At 61.8% G+C, this 22165-nt stretch carries 18 protein-coding genes; 9 read left to right on the top strand and 9 right to left on the bottom strand.

The genetic code is table 11. The annotated features are described in order from the left end of the window. Positions 1-545: 545 nt before the first annotated feature. Complete coding sequence (locus tag N4J17_RS08780) at positions 546-1430, bottom strand: hypothetical protein (protein WP_198323756.1); 885 nt, start codon at positions 1428-1430, stop codon at positions 546-548. Here N4J17_RS08780 and N4J17_RS08775 point away from each other — a divergent pair. Next, entirely contained in the window at positions 1356-3506 is a 2151-nt protein-coding gene (locus tag N4J17_RS08775) for a putative bifunctional diguanylate cyclase/phosphodiesterase (RefSeq protein WP_198323757.1), read from the top strand. The two genes, N4J17_RS08780 and N4J17_RS08775, sit on opposite strands and share 75 nt — an antisense overlap. A 75-nt stretch (positions 3507-3581) precedes the next feature. Here N4J17_RS08775 and pepN read toward each other — a convergent pair whose 3' ends face one another. Then, the gene (gene pepN, locus N4J17_RS08770; protein ID WP_198323758.1) at positions 3582-6233 is read right to left on the bottom strand and encodes an aminopeptidase N; all 2652 of its coding nucleotides are present in this window, start codon (positions 6231-6233) and stop codon (positions 3582-3584) included. Between the two features lie 193 nt (positions 6234-6426). Here pepN and N4J17_RS08765 point away from each other — a divergent pair, with 193 nt between their 5' ends. The 6 genes from N4J17_RS08765 to N4J17_RS08740 all read left to right on the top strand — a co-directional run bounded on the left by N4J17_RS08765 (position 6427) and on the right by N4J17_RS08740 (position 15204). Then, a complete protein-coding gene (locus tag N4J17_RS08765; protein ID WP_198323759.1) occupies positions 6427-6948 on the top strand; it encodes a hypothetical protein in 522 nt (173 codons plus the stop codon). 7 nt (positions 6949-6955) lie between these two features. Then, a complete protein-coding gene (locus N4J17_RS08760) occupies positions 6956-7687 on the top strand; it encodes a response regulator (protein ID WP_198323760.1) in 732 nt (243 codons plus the stop codon). Then, entirely contained in the window at positions 7675-8859 is a 1185-nt protein-coding gene (locus N4J17_RS08755) for an ATP-binding protein (RefSeq protein ID WP_198323761.1), read from the top strand. Before N4J17_RS08760 ends, N4J17_RS08755 begins: the two co-directional genes overlap by 13 nt. A gap of 115 nt (positions 8860-8974) precedes the next feature. Further along, entirely contained in the window at positions 8975-10615 is a 1641-nt protein-coding gene (locus tag N4J17_RS08750) for an NAD(P)-binding protein (RefSeq protein ID WP_198323762.1), read from the top strand. 5 nt (positions 10616-10620) lie between these two features. Beyond that, a complete protein-coding gene (gene nifJ, locus N4J17_RS08745; RefSeq protein ID WP_198323763.1) occupies positions 10621-14187 on the top strand; it encodes a pyruvate:ferredoxin (flavodoxin) oxidoreductase in 3567 nt (1188 codons plus the stop codon). Between the two features lie 15 nt (positions 14188-14202). After that, entirely contained in the window at positions 14203-15204 is a 1002-nt protein-coding gene (locus tag N4J17_RS08740) for a dihydroorotate dehydrogenase-like protein (protein ID WP_198323764.1), read from the top strand. Positions 15205-15270: 66 nt separating this feature from the next. Here the strand turns inward: N4J17_RS08740 and N4J17_RS08735 are convergent, their stop codons facing one another. After that, on the bottom strand, positions 15271-15621 hold the full coding sequence (locus tag N4J17_RS08735) for a ComEA family DNA-binding protein (protein WP_198323765.1): 351 nt from the start codon (positions 15619-15621) through the stop codon (positions 15271-15273). A 176-nt stretch (positions 15622-15797) separates the two neighbouring features. Here N4J17_RS08735 and N4J17_RS08730 point away from each other — a divergent pair, with 176 nt between their 5' ends. Continuing rightward, the gene (locus N4J17_RS08730) at positions 15798-16193 is read left to right on the top strand and encodes a hypothetical protein (RefSeq protein WP_198323766.1); all 396 of its coding nucleotides are present in this window, start codon (positions 15798-15800) and stop codon (positions 16191-16193) included. A gap of 103 nt (positions 16194-16296) precedes the next feature. Here N4J17_RS08730 and N4J17_RS08725 read toward each other — a convergent pair whose 3' ends face one another. From N4J17_RS08725 to nifL, 3 genes are all read right to left on the bottom strand, one after another. Further along, positions 16297-17058, bottom strand: a complete 762-nt coding sequence (locus tag N4J17_RS08725; protein WP_198323806.1) for a hypothetical protein — start codon at positions 17056-17058, stop codon at positions 16297-16299. A 182-nt stretch (positions 17059-17240) separates the two neighbouring features. Then, positions 17241-18776 (bottom strand): nif-specific transcriptional activator NifA, encoded by a 1536-nt coding sequence (gene nifA, locus N4J17_RS08720; protein WP_198323767.1) that lies wholly within the window; start codon positions 18774-18776, stop codon positions 17241-17243. Then, on the bottom strand, positions 18769-20277 hold the full coding sequence (nifL, locus tag N4J17_RS08715) for a nitrogen fixation negative regulator NifL (RefSeq protein ID WP_232470656.1): 1509 nt from the start codon (positions 20275-20277) through the stop codon (positions 18769-18771). Before nifL ends, nifA begins: the two co-directional genes overlap by 8 nt. Positions 20278-20483: 206 nt before the next feature. On the opposite strand from nifL, the gene bfr reads away from it, so the two are divergent. Continuing rightward, complete coding sequence (gene bfr, locus N4J17_RS08710; protein ID WP_198323769.1) at positions 20484-20948, top strand: bacterioferritin; 465 nt, start codon at positions 20484-20486, stop codon at positions 20946-20948. 81 nt (positions 20949-21029) lie between these two features. Here the strand turns inward: bfr and N4J17_RS08705 are convergent, their stop codons facing one another. The 3 genes from N4J17_RS08705 to N4J17_RS08695 form a co-directional block, all read right to left on the bottom strand. Further along, a complete protein-coding gene (locus N4J17_RS08705; protein WP_255527279.1) occupies positions 21030-21158 on the bottom strand; it encodes a hypothetical protein in 129 nt (42 codons plus the stop codon). A 51-nt stretch (positions 21159-21209) separates the two neighbouring features. Then, entirely contained in the window at positions 21210-21497 is a 288-nt protein-coding gene (locus tag N4J17_RS08700) for a 2Fe-2S iron-sulfur cluster-binding protein (RefSeq protein WP_198323770.1), read from the bottom strand. Between the two features lie 254 nt (positions 21498-21751). After that, on the bottom strand, positions 21752-22153 hold the full coding sequence (locus N4J17_RS08695) for a Dabb family protein (protein ID WP_232470646.1): 402 nt from the start codon (positions 22151-22153) through the stop codon (positions 21752-21754). Between the last annotated feature and the right edge of the window lie 12 nt (positions 22154-22165).

Raw genomic sequence — 22165 nt, 5'->3', positions numbered from 1 at the left:
GATACGTCATCAAACCCGGCAAGGCGCCGAAGCTGCCGACCCCATAGGGGCCATGCGCCATGGGCGGCACCTTACCGAGAATCCGCCCGCAGGATGCGATCGATAGTAACTGTGTGCTCCGGCGAAGATCAGCTTGGGGCTGAGCCATTGCCCGGATCGTCATTGACGCGCTACCATCTGGCCAAACAGAGTTTTTATATTACAAACATGGCGAACGGGTGCGAATTCAGGAATTTGTTCCTGTACCCAAAAGCTCCTTGGAGGTACTCGAAGCACCGTTTGCCGTCCGGATCACGATTCATACGAACCAGCGATCATAGCGCCCCGCGGGATGATGGCAAATCGGCAGGAAGGCCGAGTTAGCCGCTTTACGCCCGATGGTGCGATACCGGGATATCTCGCATGAGCACGGTTTCCCGCCATGATCGTCCCCCATCCCGACTTTCCCGCTCGTAAGGGGTTAAGGAAACGCTTCGCGTGGGTTCACTTAAGTTTATCCCGGCCTGATGACCTCCTATTCCATCCCCCTGGTCCAACACTTGAGATCACTCTCGCCGAGTTGTCTCGCGGGCCTGAGCCTGCTCGCCCTGGGCACTCTCGAACTTCCGGGTTTGCTGCCGGCGCAGACTTTTCGATGGCTCCATGAGGAGGGACTTGATGCTTTGAATTTCACCCTGGCCATCGGATTTGGCCTGGCCGGCCTTGCCCTCTGCAGTTCGCCGTGCACTCATGGCGCCAAAGCGTTGCTCCATTCTGACCGCTCGACAGCGCAAGGCCGATTCATGTATCCCATCAGCACCGGCCTGTCGGGGGTGCTCATCCTCTGGGGCGTGCTGATTCTGCTCCAGCCTGTCGGCTATGACTGCATGAAACAGTCCTTTCCAAGCAACTGGCTTTGCATCTCCCCTCTCCGGGCCGTACAAGCGGCCGGGGCTCTCGGCTTCGTGATGATGGGCATGGCCACGGCTTTGCTGAATCTGGCCAAAACCCCGCCGACACCCCTGGCCATCCAACTGCTTACGCTGGCGATCCTGTCCACAGGCAGCCTGTGTGTGCTTACCCACCTGCTCTGGACGGAGGACACTTACCCCGGCTATGCCGCGATCGCGCTTTACACCGGCACGGGTCTCGTCATCCATGGCATCGGTCTGTTCGCCATTGAACTGCGGGACGGACGTTATGCCTACCGTGGGGACCACGACGACAGCCGGCGAATATACCTGATCGGCGCCCTGACTCTGGCTGCAACCGCCCTCATCAGCGGATTCGGCGGGTTTTCCATACTGCATCCCCAAACCGTGCATGAACTTCACAACATACTTCAACTCTCGCTGAAAAACCGAAACGAAAAACTTTTGGAAATCATCGATCGCGGGTGGCAGGACAGCTTCAACTTCGCCAATCAACCGTTGCCGCAGGATGCCGTGCATGCATTACTCGACACACCATTTGACCCGACCTGGCGCTCTCGCCTGCAGCGGGCGGCGAAAGCCGCCCCCGAATTCGGCTTCTCGGCGTTGGCTTTCATCTCTCTTGCCGGCTCCAGCCTCGCGGAGGACGGTTCTTTCGCGCAATCTCCCGACCTTGATGTGCCCCTCAATGCTCCCGCGTCGAGCCGTCTGTTGTGGACTAAGCACGGATTTGTCCTCCATACGCGGGTTCCGGTGCGTCGGCAGGACGCCGTTCTGGGCTTCATGGAGGCGGAACGCCCCTTGCCCCAAATGGACGAGGCGCTTCACGACACGACCCACCTGGGTGAGACCGCGGATTTTGCGATTTGCGCAGCTGCAGGTGAAAACATGCACTGCTTCCCGTTACGCTCCACCCAAGGAAACGTGCTGCGAAATTACCCGCGCAACATCGCCGGCCAACCCTTGCCCATGAGCCACGCCCTCGCTGGGAAATCCGGGGTGGTCCATGCGCGCGATTATCGCGGTCGGGACGTCATCGCCGCTTACAGGCCGATGGGGGACACCGGACTCGGGACGGTGCTGAAGATCGATTCGGCGGAGCTCTACCAGCCTCTCGCCGCCACACTGTGGGAATTGCCGGCCATATTGTTACCTTTGATGACAATGGGGTTTCTGTTGCTGCGTCTGCAGGTGATGCCCCTGGTGCGCAAGATGGCCGAAGAAATCGGCGAGCGGGAAAAAGCAGAAAAATACATCAGATTCCTCGCCTACCATGACGCACTCACCGGCCTGCCCAATCGTTTACAGATTCAAGAACGCTTCGACCAGGCTGCGGACTGCGCACAGCGAAACGGTAGCCGACTCGCACTGGTCTTTCTCGATCTCGATGGATTCAAGAGAATCAACGACTCCCTTGGACACAGCGCGGGCGACGCAGTGCTCAAGGAGGCCGCAGCCCGGCTGCGCGACAGCGTGCGCAACGGAGATACCGTCAGCCGCCAAGGAGGAGACGAATTTCTCATCCTGCTGACCGATTTGGGCGACGATGCCGTGATCACCAAGATCATGGATCAGATCCTGACGCGGCAGATGGCCCCTTTCCATTGCGAAGGCATTGATCTATCCACCTCGGTCTCCATGGGCATCGCCGTCTATCCGGACGATGGACGGGATTTCGAAACGCTGTTGAAGAAGGCCGATATGGCTATGTACCAAGCCAAAGACTCCGGCCGCAACACCTACCGATTCCATAATCCGCAGATGAGCCTCGATGTCATCGAGCACCTGCAGATCTACCACGGCTTGCGCAGGGCCATCGATAGGGATGAATTCGTCCTGTACTATCAGCCTCAAATCGATCTGGCGAGCGGCAGAATCACGGGCGCCGAAGCGTTGCTCCGCTGGCAAGAGCCGGAACGCGGACTCGTGACGCCAGGACGGTTCATTGCCATCGCGGAAGAAAGTGGACTGATCACGCCGATCGGCGAATGGGTTTTGGAAGAGGCATGCAGGCAAGCCGCGGCGTGGTGCCAAATGGGGGTCTCAAATCTCGTGGTCGCCGTGAACATTTCCGCCGTCCAGTTCCTGCGCGGCAACTTGGACGACAGCGTGGTCCGGGCACTGGAGCGATCGGGTCTGGCAGCCGATCTGCTCGAGCTCGAATTGACCGAATCGGCCCTGATCCACAACACGGAAAACACGCTGGGCGTGGTCCGACGATTGAAATCCCTGGGCGTCAAACTCTCCATCGATGATTTTGGAACCGGCTACTCGAACCTCGCGTATCTACGCCGGTTTGCCGTGGACAAGATCAAGATCGACCAGTCATTCGTGCGCGATATGCTCGATGACCCCAATGACGCTGCGATCATCCGCGCCATCATCCAGATGGCGCGAACTCTGAACCTGAAAACCATCGCTGAAGGCGTGGAACACGAACGGACGCTCGATGCGCTGCGTCGTTGCCAATGCGACGAGGTCCAAGGCTACCATATCTCCGAGCCGCTGCCGACGGACCAATTTACGAGATTTTTGCTGACGTGGCGCGAGGGCTGGATACACACCGCCGAAGGCGGCAAACGCGCCAAATGTTGATCGAATCATCCGCAAGCCGACGCGGCCTGGAGGGCACCGTCGTGATCCCCGATCGACGGTTGGCCCTCACCCGAGTCACGCCAGACTCTTGACCGCCACTTCGTACACATCCTTGGACACACCGGCCAGCCCGGCGATGTGCTGCAACTGGCGACGCATGGCTTCCTGCCGCCCCTGATCGTAGCGACGCCACTGGGTCAGGGCGCCCAGCATGCGGGCGGCGACCTGCGGATTGATGGCATCGAGAGCGACGATCTGGTCTCCTAAGAATTGGTAGCCACTGCCGTCGGCTGCATGGAAATTGACCGGGTTGGCCTGCGAGAACGCGCCAATCAGCGAACGCACGCGGTTGGGATTACGCAGGTCGAAATCGGGATGCGCCATCAGTGCTTTGACCCTTTCCAGAGTACCGGGCAGGTGACAGCTCGCCTGCAGGCTGAACCATTTGTCGATGACCAGGGACTCCCCCCGCCAGCGGGCGTAGAACGACTCGAGACAGTCGGCTTTCTCCGGATTGGCGCTGTTGACGATCGCGCCCAGCGCCGCGATCTGGTCGGTCATGGTGCGGGCCTCGCGGAACTGGCGGACACAGAGATCGAAAGACTCGGGAGTCTCCAGCTCGGCGATGAATCCCAGGCAGGTATTCTTGAACCGGCGGCGGTTTCTCGCAGCCGGGTCGAGGCAACCCGTTTCAACCGCATGGTGCTGCCGGTAAAGCCTCAGGAAATCCTCGGCCAGCGCAGAGGCCAATGTTTTGCGGACCCTCTGGCGCGCCCGGTGGATGGCGTCCGGATCGGCCACGCCCATCAGAGCGGCGACGTAGTCTTCCGAGGGCAGATCCAGCAGCAGTGCCTGATAAGACAGATCCGCCGCCGGTTGCGCCAGTACGCTCCGGAAGGCCTCGACCAGGTTCGGATCGAGGCTTTCCGGATTCTCACCCGCCCGGATGCGCTCGATGAGACCAAGCATCACCTGGGCTGCCAAGGTCTGGCCTGCATCCCAGCGGTTGAAGGCGTCGGTATCGTGGGTGAACAGAAAGGCCAGTTCCTCGGTGCTGCGTTCCATTTTCAAACGGACCGGCGCCGAAAATCCGCGCAAGGCGGAAATCACAGGACGGTCCGGGATATCCATGAATTCAAAGACCTGTTCAGCCTCGCGCACATGCAACACCCGGGTGGTCGGCCCGCCCTCGGCCTCTCCCCTCAGCCGCAGTGCCAACTCGCGCCCGTCCTGCGCCAGGAGGCCGATGGCCAGCGGGATGTAGAAAGGCTGTTTGAGCGGCTGGCCCGGCGTCGGGGGACAGGACTGGCGCACCGACAAGCGCAGGGTCCGGGCACCCGCATCGTATTCCGTATCGAGCCGCAGTTCCGGAGTGCCAGCTTGGGCATACCACAAGCGGAACTGACTCAGATCGATAGCGTTGGCGTCCTCCATGCAGCGCACGAAATCGTCGCAGGTCACGGCCTGCCCGTCGTGGCGCTCGAAATAGAGGTCCATGCCCTTGCGGAAACCCTCAGGACCGACCAGGGTCTGAATCATCCGCACCACCTCTCCGCCCTTTTCGTAGACGGTGAGGGTGTAGAAATTGTTGATCTCGATGTACGACTCCGGCCGCACCGGATGCGCCAGCGGGCCGGCGTCCTCGGCGAACTGGCGGGTCCGCAACAGGTTCACGTCCTCGATACGCTTGACGGCGCGCGAACTGCGATCAGCACTGAATTCCTGGTCGCGGAACACCGTCAGCCCTTCCTTGAGACTGAGCTGGAACCAGTCACGGCAGGTAATACGGTTGCCGGTCCAGTTGTGGAAATATTCGTGGCCGATGACGCCCTCGATGTGCTCGTAGTCGGCGTCGGTCGCGGTATCGGGCCGCGCCAGCACGAATTTGGTGTTGAAGATGTTGAGCCCCTTGTTCTCCATCGCCCCCATGTTGAAATGACTGACGGCAACGATCATGTAGAGGTCCAGATCGTACTCACGGCCGAAGCGATCCTCGTCCCAGCGCATCGCATGCTTGAGCGATTGCATGGCGTGGTCGCACTTGTCCAGATCCTGCGGTTCCACGTAAATCTGCAGCGCCACCTCACGACCCGAGGCGGTAACGAAGCGGTCTTCCAGACAGGCCAGTTGCCCTCCCACCAGGGCGAACAGGTAGCAGGGCTTTTTGAACGGGTCCCTCCACTTGACCCAGTGCCGGCCGTTCTTGAGCTCGCCGCGTGCGACCGGATTGCCGTTCGACAGCAGCACCGGATAACGGCTCTGGTCCGCCACGATCGTCGTGGTGAACTGCGACATGACGTCGGGCCGGTCGATGTAATAAGTGATACGGCGGAAACCGTGCGGTTCGCATTGGGTGCAGAACATCCCCTTGGACAGGTATAACCCTTCCAGCGCGGTGTTGGCCTCCGGGTCGATCCGGTTGCTGATTTCCAGCTCGAAGGGCCGATCCGGCACTGCGTGGATCACCAGTCCGGCCTCGCTGACGCTGTACTCGCCCTCGCCCAGCATCCGTCCGTTGAGCTTGGCGGACTCGAATTCCAGCCGTTCGCCGTCGAGCGTAAGCACGGGCTGCCAGTCTTCCACCGCCGGATTGTGGCGCAGTTTCAGCCGGGAAGTGACGCGGGTGGCCTGGGGATCCAGCTCGAAGAACAGATCGATGGCATCGACCAGATATTCGGGAGGCTGATAGTCCTTGAGGTAGATGGTCTTCGGAGTGGCTTCACGCATGTCTTGTGAATCTTGGTTCGGGGAGATACGAAAAATTCGATGATACGGCCTAACCCGCTCCGCTCCAAACCCCTGGCCCGATTCAATCCTGATACATTCCGGAAATTCTGCCGACACCGGCTCTCGGGAAGATGCCATCGTCGGGTAAGACGGGCCCGGCGGAATTCGCTGAAAACTCGATCAGGAGATCCCCATGAGACGTTATCGTTCGCCCCTGCAGAAGTCGATCGCAGCCTCTGTGTTCGCGGGCTTCGCCTCGGCAGTCTCGACCGCCGGCGCGTTTCCCCCGCCCAAACCGGATCCAGAGGAACATCTGGCCGCGATGCTGTGGCGTATCCACGGCGAGCTGAAACTGAACGGCGAACAAGAGAGTCTTAGGAAACGTGCCGAAGACGACACCCGCCAGTTGACGGAGTCCCACCGCGAGCAGTTCGAGGCCGCCCGGCAGGACATCCAGTCGGCGCTGAGCAATGGCCACACCGATCTTCGCGCCCTCTTCGACAAACTGGACGCGGACAAGAGCAGCCTGGCGGCCCGGATGAAAGAAAACCGGGCACTGTGGCTGAGCTTCTACGATAGCCTGGATGCGACCCAGAAAAAGACCGTAAACGCCCAACTGCTGGCCGAACTCGATAAAATGGGCCCCATGCTGGCCGATAGTAAATGCCGGTTCGTATCCGGAAAGAGCGAAGGCAATCCCCTCCCCCCAAAATAACAGCTCCATGCAGGCACCGACCACACGTATTCTGATCGTGGATGACGACGTCGAGATTCGGAATCTGCTCGGCGGCTACCTTTCCCGCTTCGGCATGGAAGCCGTCGGTGTCCATGATGGCACGGAGATGAAAAAGGCTCTGGCGGAAAGTTCGTTCGACCTCGTCGTCCTGGACCTGATGCTGCCGGGCGAAGACGGCCTGAGCCTGTGCCGGTCGCTCCGCGGCGAGAGCGATATCCCGGTCATCATGCTCACGGCCAGGGGCGATCCCATGGACCGTGTCGTCGGCCTGGAACTCGGCGCCGACGACTACGTGGCCAAGCCGTTCGAGCCGCGCGAACTGGTAGCCCGCATCCAGACCATCCTCCGGCGCGCCCGTCACGAACGCGAATCGGAAACCCCCGAAGCCTCTGACATCACCGTGGAATTCGCAGGGTGGCGGCTGCACCGGGTGCTCCGGCAGCTCACTTCACCCGAAGGTATGATCGTCCCCCTTTCCAATGCCGAGTTCCGCCTGCTGAGCGTGTTCATCGAGCGTCCGAACCGCGTCCTGACCCGCGACCAGTTGCTCGACTACGCCCGCGGCCGGGCCATCGAAGTCTTCGACCGCAGCATCGACCTGCTGGTGTCCCGGCTGCGCCAGAAACTGCAGGACGACCCCAAGAATCCCAAACTCATCAAGACCATCCGCGGTGAAGGCTATTTCTTCAGCGCCCAGGTAGGTAAATGCGGCGCCTGATCCCGGACACGCTGTTCACTCGGCTGTTCCTGCTGCTGTTGGTCACCTTGACCGCCAGCCACTTCCTGGGCATGGCGGTGGTGTTCAACCTGGAACTGTCCGAACCTCCGCCTCCATTGCCGCCTCCGGCGCAGCCGACTCCCCACCCTCACCTCCCGCCGCTGCCGGAGTGGCTGTCGCGGCCGCCTCCGCCGGTCGACTTCCCGCCGCCGAAGGACAACTTCGGCTGGCGTGTCCCGGGGCTGGAGCCTACGCCTCGGCCGTCGCCCGCCAGCACCCCGTCCCCCGGCGGCATCCTGAGCTCCGGTCTGACCCTCCCTTACCGCCCGCACGGCGGCTGGATCAGCGCGGCGATGCGGCTGATCGCCCTGGCGCTGACGGCGTGGATCGGGGCCCGCTGGCTGTCCCGGCCGATCAACCGCATCGCCCAGGCCGCCGAGCATTTCGGCGACAGCCTCAGCACCCAGCCCCTGGAGGAAAGCGGCCCCGCCGAGGCCCGCCAGGCCGCCCGCGCACTCAACCGCATGCAAGCGCAACTGCTCGAGCAGATCCGCCAGCGCAGTCAATTCCTGGCGGCGATATCCCATGATCTGCGCACGCCGATCACCCGTCTCAACCTCCGCGTCGAAGGTGTGGAGCCGCCCGAACTCCGCGAAAAACTGCATGAGGACCTGCGGGAAATGTCGATCATGCTGGGATCGACCCTGGATTATCTGCGCGGCCATGTCGAACCCGAACCGCTGCAGCCGCTGGATGTCGAAGCCCTGGTCAATTCGCTCGCGGAGGACGCTCAGGATCAGGGTCAGAAGGTCAGTGTCTGCGGCCAGGCCAGGCCAATCATGGCCCGTCCCGTCGCGTTGCGGCGCTGCCTGGACAACCTGATCGGCAATGCCCTGCGCTATGGCCAGAGCGCCGAGATCACACTGAAGGATACGGCCGCTAATCTGATCATCGAAGTCAGGGATCATGGACCGGGCATTCCCGAGGACCAGCTCGAAGCCGTATTCTCGCCCTTCGTCCGCCTCGAAACCTCCCGCAACCGGGCCTCCGGCGGCACCGGCCTGGGCTTGTCCATCGCCCGGGACATCGCCCTCAGCCATGGCGGCCGCCTGAGTCTGCGCAACTGTCCCGAGGGCGGACTCATCGCCCGACTCAACCTCCCTCGCAAATGATCCTCCGCCGGTAACCCGCGCCGGCCAGTCCGTTTTTTCACACTTTCCCGCTACACTTGAAGCGGACCGGATGATTTCCTGCCGTTCGGCAGGCCAGGCCCCCTGGAGAAACGCAATGAGCGGCCCCAAGTTCAGCGACATCACACTCCCGCCCGATCTGACCGGCCACGGCAGAGGCACCGGCCCGGTGCGCCGCCGGCGCCCGATCTACGTCGACCTGCTGCCGCCCTGCAACAGCGCCTGTCCAGCCGGCGAAAACATCCAGGCCTGGCTGGCCGAGGCCCAGGCCGGCCGCTACCGGCGCGCCTGGCAGATCCTGATGCGGGACAACCCGATGCCGGCGGTGCACGGCCGGGTCTGCTACCACCCCTGCGAATCCCATTGCAACCGCAACGAGGTCGACGAAGCGGTGAGCATCCACGCGGTCGAACGTTTCCTAGGCGACCTCGCCCTACAGGAAGGCTGGGAGGTGGAGACTGAAGCGCCGCTTAGCGGCAAGCGGGTGCTGGTGATCGGCGCCGGCCCCAGCGGCCTGTCGGCCGCCTACCATCTCGTCCGCCTGGGACATCAGGTCGAAATCTTCGAGGCCGGCCCCATGGCCGGCGGCATGATGCATTTCGGCATCCCGGCCTACCGCCTGCCCCGTCGCGAACTGGAACAGGAAATCCAGCGCATCGAGCGGATGGGGGTCCGGATCCGTCTCAACCACCGGGTCGATGACGTAATCGAAGAGCAAACCACCGGACGTTTCGACGCCGTCTTCCTCGCCATCGGAGCGCAGTTGAGCAAACGGGTCGAGATCCCCTCCCGCGATGCCGGCAAGATTCTCGACGCAGTGAGTTTTCTACGACAAGCCGCCAGCGGCGATCCGCCGAAACTGGGGCGCCGCGTGGCCATATACGGCGGCGGCAACACCGCCATGGACGCAGCCCGTACCGCCAAACGCCTGGGCGCGGAAGAAGCGCTCATCATCTACCGCCGCGACCGCGAACACATGCCGGCCCATCCGTTCGAGGCCGACGAGGCGCTGGAGGAAGGCGTCAAGATCAACTGGCTGCGCAGCATCAAACAGATCGACCAGACCCACATCCAGGTCGAGGTCATGCGGATCGACGAACACGGCTACCCCCAGCCGACAGGAAAATTCGAGACCCTGGAAGCCGATGCACTGATCCTCGCCCTGGGCCAGGACACCGACACCGCCTTCCTGCACAAGATTCCCGGCATCCGCTTCAAGGATGACGGCACGGTGCTGGTCGATGCCAATCTGATGACCGGCAAGGCCGGCATCTTCGCCGGCGGCGATATGGTGCCCAGCGAGCGCACCGTGACAGTCGCTGTCGGCCATGGCAAGAAGGCCGCCCGCCACATCGACGCCTATCTGCGCAGCACGGCCTATACCCCGCCCCCCAAACATCCCATCGTCGGCTTCGACAAGCTCCACGTCTGGTACCTGACCGACGCGGACCAGCGCGAACAACCCGAGCTCGACCCGGCCGTTCGGGCCTACGGCTTCGACGAGGTCGTGCAGGGCTTGAGCGAAACCGAGGCGCTGTTCGAAGCGCGGCGTTGCTTCTCCTGTGGTAACTGTTTCGAATGCGATGGCTGCTACGGCGCCTGCCCCGAGCAGGCCATCATCAAGCTGGGCCCGGGCAAACGCTACCGCTACGACTACGACCGCTGCACCGGCTGTGCCGTATGCTATGAACAATGCCCCTGCCATGCCATTGAAATGATCAGCGAACCGGGAGCTTGAGACCCATGCATTCGACCACGGAAACCACGCTCGATGGCAATGAAGCGGTAGCTTACATCGCCTACCGGATCAACGAGGTCTGCGCGATCTATCCGATCACACCCTCCTCCACCATGGCCGAGCTGGCCGACCAATGGGCGGCCGAAGGCAGACCCAACATCTGGGGCAATGTCCCGCTGGTGGTGGAGATGCAAAGTGAAGGGGGCGCGGCCGGCACGGTGCATGGGGCATTGCAGACAGGTGCCCTGACCACGACCTTTACAGCCTCGCAAGGGCTGCTCCTGATGATCCCGAACATGTACAAAATCGCCGGCGAACTGACCCCGACGGTATTCCATGTCGCGGCCCGTTCACTCGCGGCTCAGGGCCTGTCCATCTTCGGTGACCATGCCGACGTCGCCGCCGTACGCCCCACCGGCTTCGCCCAGCTCGCCTCCGGATCGGTGCAGGAGGCGCACGACATGGCCCTCCTGGCGCAGGCCGCCAGCCTGGAGTCACGGATTCCGTTCGTACATTTCTTCGACGGCTTCCGCACCTCGCACGAGGTCAACAAGCTGAGCTTGATACCCGACCAGGCCATCCGCGCCCTGATCGACCCGGTCCGTGTCCGCGAACATCGGGCGCGGGCACTGAATCCCGACAACCCCTTCATCCGCGGCACCGCCCAGAACCCGGACGTCTATTTCCAGGGCCGGGAAACCGTCAACCCGTTCTATGCCCATCTGCCCGAAATCGCACAGGCACAGTTCGATAAATTCGCCGGACTCACCGGCCGGCAGTACCGGCTGTTCGATTACTTCGGCGATCCCGAGGCCGAACGGGTCGCGGTAGTGATGGGGTCCGCGGCGTTCACCTTGCGCGAGACCGTGGCGTTCCTGTGCCGGCAGGGCGAGAAGGTCGGCGTGGTCCAGGTACGGCTGGCGCTACCTTTCTCTGCCCCGCATTTTTTGGCTGTGCTGCCGGCGAGCGTCCGGACCGTTGCGGTGCTGGACCGGCTCAAGCTGCCGGGCTCCATCGGGGAACCGCTCTACAGCGATGTGGTCACGGCGCTGGCAGAAAACGGCTCACCGGTTAGGGTCATCGGCGGGCGCTACGGTCTCTCGTCCAAGGAGTTCACTCCGGCCATGGCCAAAGCGGTGCTGGACGAACTCGCCCGGCCGCAACCGAAGAATCATTTCACCATCGGCATCATCGACGACATCTCCCACACCAGCCTGGATTACGACGAACGGTTCGAGATCGAGCCGGAGGACGTGGTGCGCGCCCTGTTTTTCGGCCTGGGCGCCGACGGCACCGTGGGCGCCAACAAAAACAGCATCAAGATCATCGGCGAATCCACCCCACTGTACGCGCAAGGCTACTTCGTCTACGACTCGAAGAAATCCGGCTCCCGCACCGTCTCCCATGTGCGCTTCGGTCCCCGCCCGATCGAATCGCCTTATCTGATCCGCTCGGCCGGCTTCATCGGCTGCCACCAGTTCAACTTCGTGGAAAAGATCGACGTGCTGGAACATGCCCGCCAGGGCGCGGTGTTTCTGCTCAACAGCCCCTACGGGCCGGACACGGTGTGGGATCACCTGCCCCGCCCGGTACAGGAACGTATCATCGAGCGAAACATCGCTTTCTACGTCATCGATGCGTCCAAGGTTGCCGCGGAATCCGGCATGGGCGGCCGGACCAATACCGTGATGCAGACCTGTTTCTTCGCCATCTCCGGCGTACTGCCGCGCGAGGAAGCGATCGGGCGGATCAAGGACTCGATCCGCAAGACCTACGGAAAAAAGGGCGAGGACGTGGTAAGGAAGAACTTTGCCGCGGTGGACCATACCCTGGCGCACCTGTACCGGGTGGCCGTGCCGGCGCAGGCCACCAGCCGCCTGGAAATCCCCCCACCGGTGCCGCCCGAAGCGCCGGAGTTCGTCCAGCGGGTGACGGCGGCCATGATGGCCGGAGCCGGCGACGCCCTGCCGGTATCCGCGCTGCCGGTCGACGGCACCTATCCTTCCGGCACTACCCGCTGGGAGAAACGCAACATTTCCGACATCGTTCCGATGTGGGAACCGGACCTCTGCATCCAGTGCGGCAACTGCAGCTTCGTCTGCCCGCACAGCGTCATCCGCTCTAAATTCTATCCCGAATCCCGCCTTGAAAAGGCGCCCCGCGGCTTCAAGTCCGCCCCTATCAACGCCCGCGGCTTCCCGGAAACCCGCTACACCCTGCAGATCTATGTCGAGGACTGCACCGGCTGCGGTCTGTGCGTGGAGGTCTGCCCGGCCCGCAGCCTGCGGGAAGCCGGCGTCAAGGCCATCAACATGCGACCGAAAGCCCCGATCCTGGAGCAGGAACGCAACAGCATCCGTTTCTTCGAGCAACTGCCGGTCAACGACCGCTCGCGGGTAGATTTCTCCTCTGTACGCGGCGCCCAGTTCCTGGAGCCGCTGTTCGAGTTTGCCGGCGCCTGCGCCGGCTGCGGGGAAACCCCCTACGTGCGTCTCCTGTCGCAGTTGTTCGGTGACCGCTTGCTCGTCGCCAATGCCACCGGCTGCTCTTCGATCTACGGCGGCAACCTGCCGACCACCCCGTGGACGAAGAACGCAGAAGGCCGCGGCCCGGCCTGGTCGAACTCACTGTTCGAGGACAATGCCGAATTCGGCCTAGGCTTCCGGCTCAGCGCCGACAAGCATCTGGCACTCGCTCGCCAAAGGCTGGAAGAACTGCGGCCGCGGCTGCCGGCCGGCCTGGCCGACGAAATACTGAAGGCACCGCAACTCGCCGAATCCGAGATCCGCCGCCAGCGACAGCGCGTCGCAGCCCTGAAGTCCGCCTTGCGGGACATCGACTGCGAAGCGGCCCGGGACCTGCTCTCGGTCGCCGATCATCTGGTCCGACGCAGCATCTGGATCATCGGCGGCGATGGCTGGGCCTACGACATCGGCTCGGCCGGCCTGGACCATGTCCTCGCCAGCGGCCGGGACGTCAACGTGCTGGTGCTCGATACCGAGGTTTATTCCAACACCGGTGGACAGATGTCGAAATCCACCCCGCTCGGCGCGGTCGCCAAATTCGCCGCCGCCGGAAAGCCGGTTGCCAAGAAGGACCTCGCGCTGCAGGCCATCGCCTACGGTAACGTGTATGTGGCCCGGATCGCCATGGGCGCCAATCCCCAGCAGGCGTTGTTGGCGCTACGCGAAGCCGAAGCCTATCCCGGTCCCTCGCTGGTCCTGGCCTACAGCCATTGCATTGCCCACGGCATCGACATGCGGCTGGGCTTGAGGCAGCAGGACCTGGCCACCGCCAGCGGACACTGGCCGCTGATCCGCTACAACCCCGCGCTGCGGCAATCCGACCGGAATCCCTTCGTACTGGACTCGCCACGCCCCCGTATCAAGCTCAAGGACTATGCTATGAACGAGCTGCGCTACCAGATTCTGGCCCGATCCCACCCGGCGGAAAGCGAACATTTGATGACACTGGCCCAGCAGGTGGTCGACCAGAAATGGGAAACCTATGAGGAAATGGCGAGCCGCAGCGGCGCCCACTTCCAACCCGACGCCGGCCTCAAGACACAATGACCGAGGAAACGCGCCATGGACCTCAGCACAAGCTATATGGGACTGACCCTGAAACACCCTGTCGTCGCCTCGGCCTCGCCGCTTTCGGAAAGCCTCCACGGCATCCGGCGACTGGAAGACGGGGGTGTGGCCGCCATGGTTCTGTTTTCCTTGTTCGAAGAGCAGATCCGGCAGGAAAACGCGACGTTCTCACACCTGCTGACCTCAGGCAGTGAAAGTTTCGCTGAATCGTTGAGCTATTTTCCGACGGCCGCCGATTATCATGCCGGGCCGGATCGCTATCTCGATCTGATCCGGCGGGCAGTCGATGCCGTCGACATTCCGGTGATCGCCAGCTTGAACTGCGTGAGCGACGAAGGCTGGCTCGACTATGCACGACAAATCGAACAGGCCGGTGCCCATGGCCTGGAGCTCAACATCTACGGCATCGAAACCGATCCCGCCATCTCCAGCAGCGAAATCGAGCAGCGCCATGTCGACATCCTGACGGCGGTCAAGTCGGCGGTACGCATCCCCGTCGCCTTGAAGCTCAGCCCGTTTTTCAGCGCCATGACCCACATGGCCATGCGCCTCGAACGCGCCGGCGCCGACGCGCTGGTGCTGTTCAACCGTTTCTACCAGCCGGACGTCGACATCGAACGACTGGAGGTCCACCCCGCGCTGGAACTGAGCAACCCAGGCGAAATACGCCTGCCTTTGCTCTGGATCGCCCTGCTGCACGGCAGGATCGGCCTTTCGTTGGGCGCCACGACCGGCGTCGCCGGCGCCGGCGAGGTCGTCAAATATCTGCTTGCGGGGGCCGATGCCGTCATGACCACATCGGCCCTGCTGCGACACGGACCCAGCTACGCCGCGGTGCTCGTGAAAGGACTCGAGCACTGGATGGAAGCTCACGAGTTTGCATCGGTCGCCCTGCTCAAGGGAATCATGAGCCATGACCGGATCGCCAATCCCACCGCCTACGAGCGGGCCAATTACATCAAGGTCCTGGAGTCCTATCAGATTCCGCCGGTGTGAAGGGGAAGCGAGTGAAAAGGCGTGGCCCGGGAACCACGCCTTCCGTGAAGAAGGACCGCAGCGACTTCAGTGCTGAGGCTTCCCCGCCGATGTTGCGGCAGTAGGCGCTGCAGTTGCAGCAGCTGGACTGGCGACGGCCGGCACCGGCGAGGCCACCGCCTCGCCCTTAACGGTGATCTTGTCACGATTCTTGGCCAGAATGCCTTCCTTGATTCCCTTGACACGCTTGAGATCGTCGACTGACTTGAAGTTGCCGTGAGCCTCACGGTCCTTCACGATCGCCTCTGCCTTGGCTTTTCCCACGCCGGTCATCGTCGCGGCGATTTCCTCGGCGGTTGCGGTGTTGATATCCAGCGGCTCAGCCCAGGCTGCAAGGCTGAAAAACATGAACAAAAGCAAGGCGCACAGCTTTTTCATATCAATCTCCAACATAAGGGTTGCAGGAGATTTTTACTATAGAAGAGGTTCTCCGAAAATCAATGTGGCCGGGTAGCTGGCGGGCGGGGCTTGCCCTTCACGGCCCCGGCTGGGTAAAGTGCCTCTCCTGTCGTAACCCCCAGATTCCATCCACAACCCCGTCCCGAGGGCATCCCATGGACCAAGATCAAGCTTTCCGCCGGACCCTGGCCGGCCTCACCGCGACCGCCGTCCTGCTGGCCGGCTGCGGCAGCGAAACCCCCGAAACCAAGACTGCAGCGCCGGCCGCCACGACGAGTTCCGCTCCTCCACACATTCCGGTGACTCAGTCCGAGCACCAGATCTTCGAAAAACTTTATGTCGAGAAATGCATCAAGGGGCAGCAGAGCGATCCCGACAACCTCGTCAAGAACGATCAGGAGTTAGGGCGGATATGCGAGTGCATGGCAAAGGAGATATCGCAGCGGATCAGCAAAGCCGACGCCGTGCATTTCAATCAGAAAGGGGAATTCCCGTTCGACCTGGTCATCATGAGCAATCAGGCCGCGAACCACTGCCTGGGCTCCTCGTAAGAGCCGCCGCATCCAGCCGGCGGCCACATGAATCCCGACCGGCCGCCAGGCGCAGAGGGTGCGCCGGGCGGGATTTCGAGAGCGGCTAGCGCAGCGATGCTTCTCAAGGACCGTCGGGCAGATTGCCGCTGATCGTCGACTGTTTGCCTTTGAAGGTGACGGTGCCCGACACCCCGCCGTTGCTGGCCGCGATGTTGCCGGTGATCACGGAACCGGTGACGGTGGTGATCGAGCCCTGGGCACACTTGAGTCCACCGCCGTCTCCGCCGGCTTGGTTGCCGTTTAGTACGGAATTTTTGAGGTTGGCGGAACCAAAACTGTAGATCCCACCGCCACCGCCGCCGGCCTTGTTGCCGGTCACCTCGGATCCATACAGCGACAGGGATCCCCAACCGGAGGCCGAACTGTTGTTGTAGATGCCGGCGCCGTCCAACCCGGCGCTGTTGCCGGTGACCAGTGACTGCTTGAGTGTGGTCGTGCCGTAATTGTAAATCCCGCCGCCATGATTCACGGCATTGTTCCCGACGACCGTCGAACCGACCAGCGTCAGGTCGCCGTAGTTGAGAATGCCAGCGCCATCGCCAACGCCGCCGCCACCGGTGATAGTGAGATTCTTGACCTTGACCTTGTTAGTCGCTCCCAGGATGGTCAACACCGTGCCGCCACCGGCCCCGAACAAGGTCGGGGCCGTGCCCTTGCCTCGAAGTTCGACGTTTTTCCACACTACGAAATGGCCCACACAAGTTCCGGATATCTCCAAAATGCCTCCCGAGTTGATGGCATCCAGCTCCGACTGGAGATTGGTCGGACAAGACACCCGCTTGGCCAGCGCGGGTTCGGCCATCGACGCCAGGAGGACGAGCATCACCCCGGAGCAGGGTCCTATCCTTGAGATTCCACTGACCCGCCTCACCTGACGCTTTCCGTCGTTCATAAAGCACCTCGCATTGTTCTTGGGAAGGAGACGCGCACCAGCCCCCGGCGCGCGCACGGGCAAGAGCCTGCCGTCATGCACAGGGCGTGTCAATACGGCCCCGCGGCCGGATTCTACAGATGTTTCATGTGGATATTCAGGATTTTCACGCGGTAGGCGATCTGTCTCGGCGTCATGTCGAGCAGACGTGCCGCCTTCGCCTGCACCCAACCGCTCTGTTCGAGCGCGGCGATGATACGCTCCCGCTCATCCAGGTTTTCATCGTCCAGGTCGACCTTGTAGGAAGCTGCATCGGCCGGCGTGGTCAGCTTCTCCTTGAGGCCAGTCATGCCAATCACTTCGCTGTCGATGACCCCTTCACGGCTCATGATCGCCGCACGCTCGAGCAGGTTTTCCAGCTCGCGCACGTTGCCGGGCCAGTCATGCCGCATCAACGAACGGATGGCGCTCTCCTTGATTTCCAGGGACCGGCCGCCCTGGTTGCGGGAGATTCTGCCCAGCAGGAACCGGGCGAGTTCCGGGATGTCTTCCTTGCGCTGCCGCAAAGGCGGCATCTGGATGGGCATCACATTGAGACGGTAATACAGGTCCTCACGGAATGAGCCTTCCTCCACTGCCAGCTCCAGATCCCGGTTGGTCGCCGCGATGATCCTCACATCGACCTTGAGCGTATGGATCCCGCCGACCCGTTCGAACTCACCCTCCTGCAACACCCGCAATAGCTTGGCCTGGAAGGCCGGGGATATCTCGCCGATTTCATCCAGGAAAAGGGTTCCGTGGTTGGCCAGCTCGAACCGCCCCTTGCGCTGACTGACGGCGCCGCTGAAGGCGCCTTTCTCGTGGCCGAACAGCTCCGATTCCAGCAGGTTTTCGGGCAAGGCGGCACAGTTCAGCTTCACGAAAGGGCCGCTTGCCCGGGGTGAATTGAAATGGATCGCGCTGGCGATCATCTCCTTGCCGGTGCCGGACTCGCCCCGGATCAGCACCGTGGTGTTCCATTTCGCGACCTGGCGCACAGTCTCGAATACCCGCATCATCGGCGGTGTCCGGCCGATGATGTTCTCGAAGCCGTAATTCGAGCGCAGCGTCTGTTGCAGCTGCTCGCATTGGGTCGTGAGATCGCGCTGCTTCTGTTCCATCCCGCGCAGCAGGCCGACGCTCTGCGCAACCAGGTTGCTCACCATTTCCAGGAATCTCGCGCGCTCGCCCAGCAGCTCACGCTCGCTGGGCTGCGCCGCCAGCACCCCGAGCAATTCATCCTTGCCCACATGGATGGGTGAGCCAATGAAGGGTAACTCCGGATCGTACAGGCCGAGGCGGCCGAGAAAACGCGGCTCGTCGGCGATGCGCTCCACCATAATGGTGCAATTTGCTTCCAGAATGGTGCCGATCAGGCCCTCGCCCGGCTCGTAACGCACCGGCTCGTCGGAAATCCGCCCGGCTTCGCCCCGCCGCAGTACCGCCAATACCAGCGCACCGGTTTCCGGCTCCCGCAGTGCGATCATTCCAGAGCGCAGATCGGCCTGCTCGTGCAGGACGTTGAGCACGCCTTCGAGCCTGCCCATCAGATCGGACGTGCTGTTCAACACCTGGCCGACCTGATACAGCGCGTCGAGCTCCCGCTCGATTAATGTGTAGCGATCAACCATGGGATACCTTCGCAGGCCGCTCCGGCTGCGTCTGTCTGATCTCGAACTGCATATGGATACGGCAGCCCCCGTCGTAATCCGGATCGATGCGGATCAGACCATTGTGCTGGTTGACGATCTCGTGCGCGACGGCCAGCCCCATGCCGACATGCTGGCGACCCAGGCTCGCCTTGGTGGTGAAGAACGGCTCGAACACCTGGGTACGCAGCCCCGCCGGTATCCCGGGACCGGTATCCTCGATGGTGATGTGGATCAGCTGATCACGCGTCCAGGTGTGGATGCGCAGTTCCCGCTGCCTGGAATGCGCCATGGCATCGATGGCGTTTTCGATGAGCTGTTTGAACAGCGAGCGCAGCCGGTTCTCCGAGCCTTTCAGACTGGGCAGGACCGGAGTCGGCACCCATTCCACCACGATGCCGCTGGCGAGCAAACGTTCGGTCAGCAACGTGATCGCATCGTGCAGCACCTGGTTCAAATTAACGGGTTTGAACGCATTGTTGTCGGTATGGGGGATGCATTTCTCCAGGGTACAGATGGACGCTTCGCCAGCCGCGATGACCTGCTGCAGGAGGTCGCGCAGCGCCACGTTGCCGGCGTCGTCACCGCGGCGGTCCAGGATGTTCTTGGCGGCGCCGATCAAATTCAGCGGCCCCTGGATTTGGTGGATGGCGGCAAACAGCGTTTCCTTGAGGCTCTCAAGCTTTTCCTCCTCGGCCATCAATGCCTGGAGCCCCCGAAGGCGGTATTGTTCCTGTTGCTTTTTCTGCTGGGTGATGTCGTCCACCGTCAGCAGCAGATAGCCTTTTTCCGAACCGGAGAAAAATCCGTCGACCGATCCCTCTTCATGGCGGAACCACTGCCCGGCACAGGAGAACCAACGCGAAGGTCTGCCGCCGCCCGGATCGAAACGCAGCTCCAGATTCCGGAACGCCTTTTCGCGGTGCCAGAAATCGCTCCATGCCTCGCCGGATTCCTCGCGCAGTAGTTTCAGGAACAGCAGCGCGGGTTCCTCGACTTTCAGATCGCTGGCCAGCGCCTTGTACATCAGGTTATCCAGAACAATGCGGCCGTTCTCGTCGATCAGCACCGCGGAAACGGGAATCGACGCCACCACCGTCTCCAAGAACAAAGTCTGCTGGCGCACCTGCTGCTGCAACAGATATTCTTCCGTCACGTCGCGGTGCATGCCGATGAAATGCGTGGTCTCGCCCGCATCGTTCAACATCGGTGCCACGGTGAGATCGGCGAGATAACGTCGGCCGTCCCGGTGGCGGTTTAGCAAACGCCCTCGCCAGGGTTGCTGCCGGGTGATGCACCCCCACAACTCCTGATAGACCTCCGGCGGTGTACGCCGGTCCGACAGCATCGATTCGTTGCGTCCGATGCACTCTTGTGGTGCATAACCGGTGATCTCACTGAATGCAGCGTTGACGTATAGGATGTTGGCTTTCAAATCCGTGATCGAAATCGCCACCGGCGCCTGGTCTACCGTTGCACGCATCAGGGAGGACGGCAGATCGCGATCCGCTGGGCTTTCAGAATTCGACAAGTCTATTGGCACGGTAATCCCTCCTTCGATACCCGAGAGGCAAGATATATGCCTGTAACCCTCTTGTGCCCCCCCCCCCGCCGCAACCCGTCTTGGCCACTACCGGTAGCCAACGACCCCAGGTACACTACCCGCGTTCCCCCCAAGGAGTACCCGACATGAAAGGCGATAATCAAGTCATCGAATACCTCAACAAGGTTCTCACCAACGAACTGACCGCCGTGAACCAGTATTTCCTGCACGCTCGGATGTTCAAAAACTGGGGCTTCGGAAAACTCAACGAACACGAGTACAAGGAATCCATCGACGAGATGAAGCATGCCGACCGCCTCATCGAACGGATTCTTTTTCTCGAAGGGCTGCCGAATCTGCAGGATATGGGCAAACTCAAAATCGGGGAGAACCCCGAGGAAATGTTGCACTGCGACCTTCAGCTCGAGCACCAGGCCCTGCCTTTGCTGAAGGATGCCATCGCCTGCTGCGAACAACGCGGTGACTATGTCAGTCGCGAGCTTTTGGAGGATATCCTCGAAAGCGAAGAGGAGCACGTAGACTGGCTGGAAACCCAACTGGAGCTGATCGGCAAGGTGGGTCTGCAAAATTATCTGCAATCCCAGATGTGAGTGGCCAGGACGCAGGTGTCCTGCAAGAAGGCCGTTTTCTCGATGAACGGCCTTCGTTTCAAACGTTTGCCACCGAAAACGTCAGCCCTGCTGCCGTTCCATCCGCGCCCGTCTGAAAACCGAGCCAAAACAGATGCGCAGAACGCCATAGGCGGTCAGGACGACCAGCATGACCACCGTGATTTCCAGCCAGTTCATCTCGTATGTCATCGTACCGACCCCCTCCCAATAAGAGAAAAGCCGCTTTCGGCAATGTTGGAATCAGGCGGGCCTGACGGAAATCTCGCCGCCCAGCACCTGCGCCTGGCAAGCCAGCCGGTCGTTCTTCCCGGCCATGTTTTCCCGCAGGATCTTGTCTTCCAGAACGGAGGGTTCGCTCAGATTGTCCGCCCCGGTTGTGACCACCATGAGACAGGTGCCGCAGTCTCCTTCCCGGCAGCCGTAAATGATCCCGGCCCCTACCTTCTCCGATATTTCGATCATTCGGGTCCCGGCCGGGACGGTGACCGTGACACCGATGTCTTCGAAGGTGACCGTGGCTTTGGCCATCGTTGGGAACTCCCGTACCGGTTGCTTGCCCGTAACCAAGCAGACGCCGTGCCAAGAGCGAATTTACCGCCATTTCAAAAGTTTGGACTTTTCTGCTTGTCGGACTTGCGACAGGGAATCGCCGCTGTCTGTCGCAAAACCGACAGTTCGCGCAGCAAGGAAGGGAGTTGTTGATCGCGCCGATACCAGGAGGCTGGTATCGGCGGAGGAAAGAGGCTCAGGCTTGAGGCTCGTGGTTGGACTGCCGCGGAAACTCAGTCCGACTCCTTGAAGTCGTAGACCACGGCTTTTTCTACCAGTGGTTTGAGGGACTCTTCGATCACTTTCCGGTGTTCGGGATGCGCCAGGTAGTCCCGCAACGCCCGGTCGTTTTCAAAGGTGGCCACCACCCCCACGTCGTAGGAACTGTCGACCACGGCTCTGTCCCCAGCCAGCGCCGTTCCCACCTGATAGCGGAGAACCATGGGCAATCTGCCAAGACGCCGGCTGTTTTCGATGTACTGCTGCCGGGCGGCCGGACTGCCATGGTCCTTCAGCCACACGATGACCACGTGCTGTACCCGCCGCCCGTCTGCCGGAATGACCTCCGCCGCAGCCATCGCGGGAAACACACCACTGAGCAGCACCGCCCCCGAAATGCAGATTCGCTTGAACATCGCTTTGTCCCT

It is taken from the genome of Methylococcus capsulatus (assembly GCF_036864975.1).
GTDB lineage: Bacteria > Pseudomonadota > Gammaproteobacteria > Methylococcales > Methylococcaceae > Methylococcus.
Note: the sequence above shows the minus strand (reverse complement) of the source record. Positions and strands in the feature narration are given on the sequence as shown.

Bases quoted from the DNA above. Each gene is read 5' to 3' on its own strand.
- N4J17_RS08725 (WP_198323806.1), bottom strand. From the start codon at position 17,058: ATGCTCGTCCTCCTGGCGTCGATGGCCGAACCCGCGCTGGCCAAGCGG.
- nifA (WP_198323767.1), bottom strand. From the start codon at position 18,776: ATGGTTGATCGCTACACATTAATCGAGCGGGAGCTCGACGCGCTGTAT.
- N4J17_RS08740 (WP_198323764.1), top strand. From the start codon at position 14,203: ATGGACCTCAGCACAAGCTATATGGGACTGACCCTGAAACACCCTGTC.
- bfr (WP_198323769.1), top strand. From the start codon at position 20,484: ATGAAAGGCGATAATCAAGTCATCGAATACCTCAACAAGGTTCTCACC.
- pepN (WP_198323758.1), bottom strand. From the start codon at position 6,233: ATGCGTGAAGCCACTCCGAAGACCATCTACCTCAAGGACTATCAGCCT.
- N4J17_RS08730 (WP_198323766.1), top strand. From the start codon at position 15,798: ATGGACCAAGATCAAGCTTTCCGCCGGACCCTGGCCGGCCTCACCGCG.
- N4J17_RS08750 (WP_198323762.1), top strand. From the start codon at position 8,975: ATGAGCGGCCCCAAGTTCAGCGACATCACACTCCCGCCCGATCTGACC.
- N4J17_RS08705 (WP_255527279.1), bottom strand. From the start codon at position 21,158: ATGACATACGAGATGAACTGGCTGGAAATCACGGTGGTCATGCTGGTC.
- N4J17_RS08760 (WP_198323760.1), top strand. From the start codon at position 6,956: ATGCAGGCACCGACCACACGTATTCTGATCGTGGATGACGACGTCGAG.
- N4J17_RS08765 (WP_198323759.1), top strand. From the start codon at position 6,427: ATGAGACGTTATCGTTCGCCCCTGCAGAAGTCGATCGCAGCCTCTGTG.
- N4J17_RS08735 (WP_198323765.1), bottom strand. From the start codon at position 15,621: ATGAAAAAGCTGTGCGCCTTGCTTTTGTTCATGTTTTTCAGCCTTGCA.
- N4J17_RS08695 (WP_232470646.1), bottom strand. From the start codon at position 22,153: ATGTTCAAGCGAATCTGCATTTCGGGGGCGGTGCTGCTCAGTGGTGTG.
- N4J17_RS08755 (WP_198323761.1), top strand. From the start codon at position 7,675: ATGCGGCGCCTGATCCCGGACACGCTGTTCACTCGGCTGTTCCTGCTG.
- nifJ (WP_198323763.1), top strand. From the start codon at position 10,621: ATGCATTCGACCACGGAAACCACGCTCGATGGCAATGAAGCGGTAGCT.
- N4J17_RS08700 (WP_198323770.1), bottom strand. From the start codon at position 21,497: ATGGCCAAAGCCACGGTCACCTTCGAAGACATCGGTGTCACGGTCACC.
- nifL (WP_232470656.1), bottom strand. From the start codon at position 20,277: ATGCGTGCAACGGTAGACCAGGCGCCGGTGGCGATTTCGATCACGGAT.
- N4J17_RS08780 (WP_198323756.1), bottom strand. From the start codon at position 1,430: ATGCACGGCATCCTGCGGCAACGGTTGATTGGCGAAGTTGAAGCTGTC.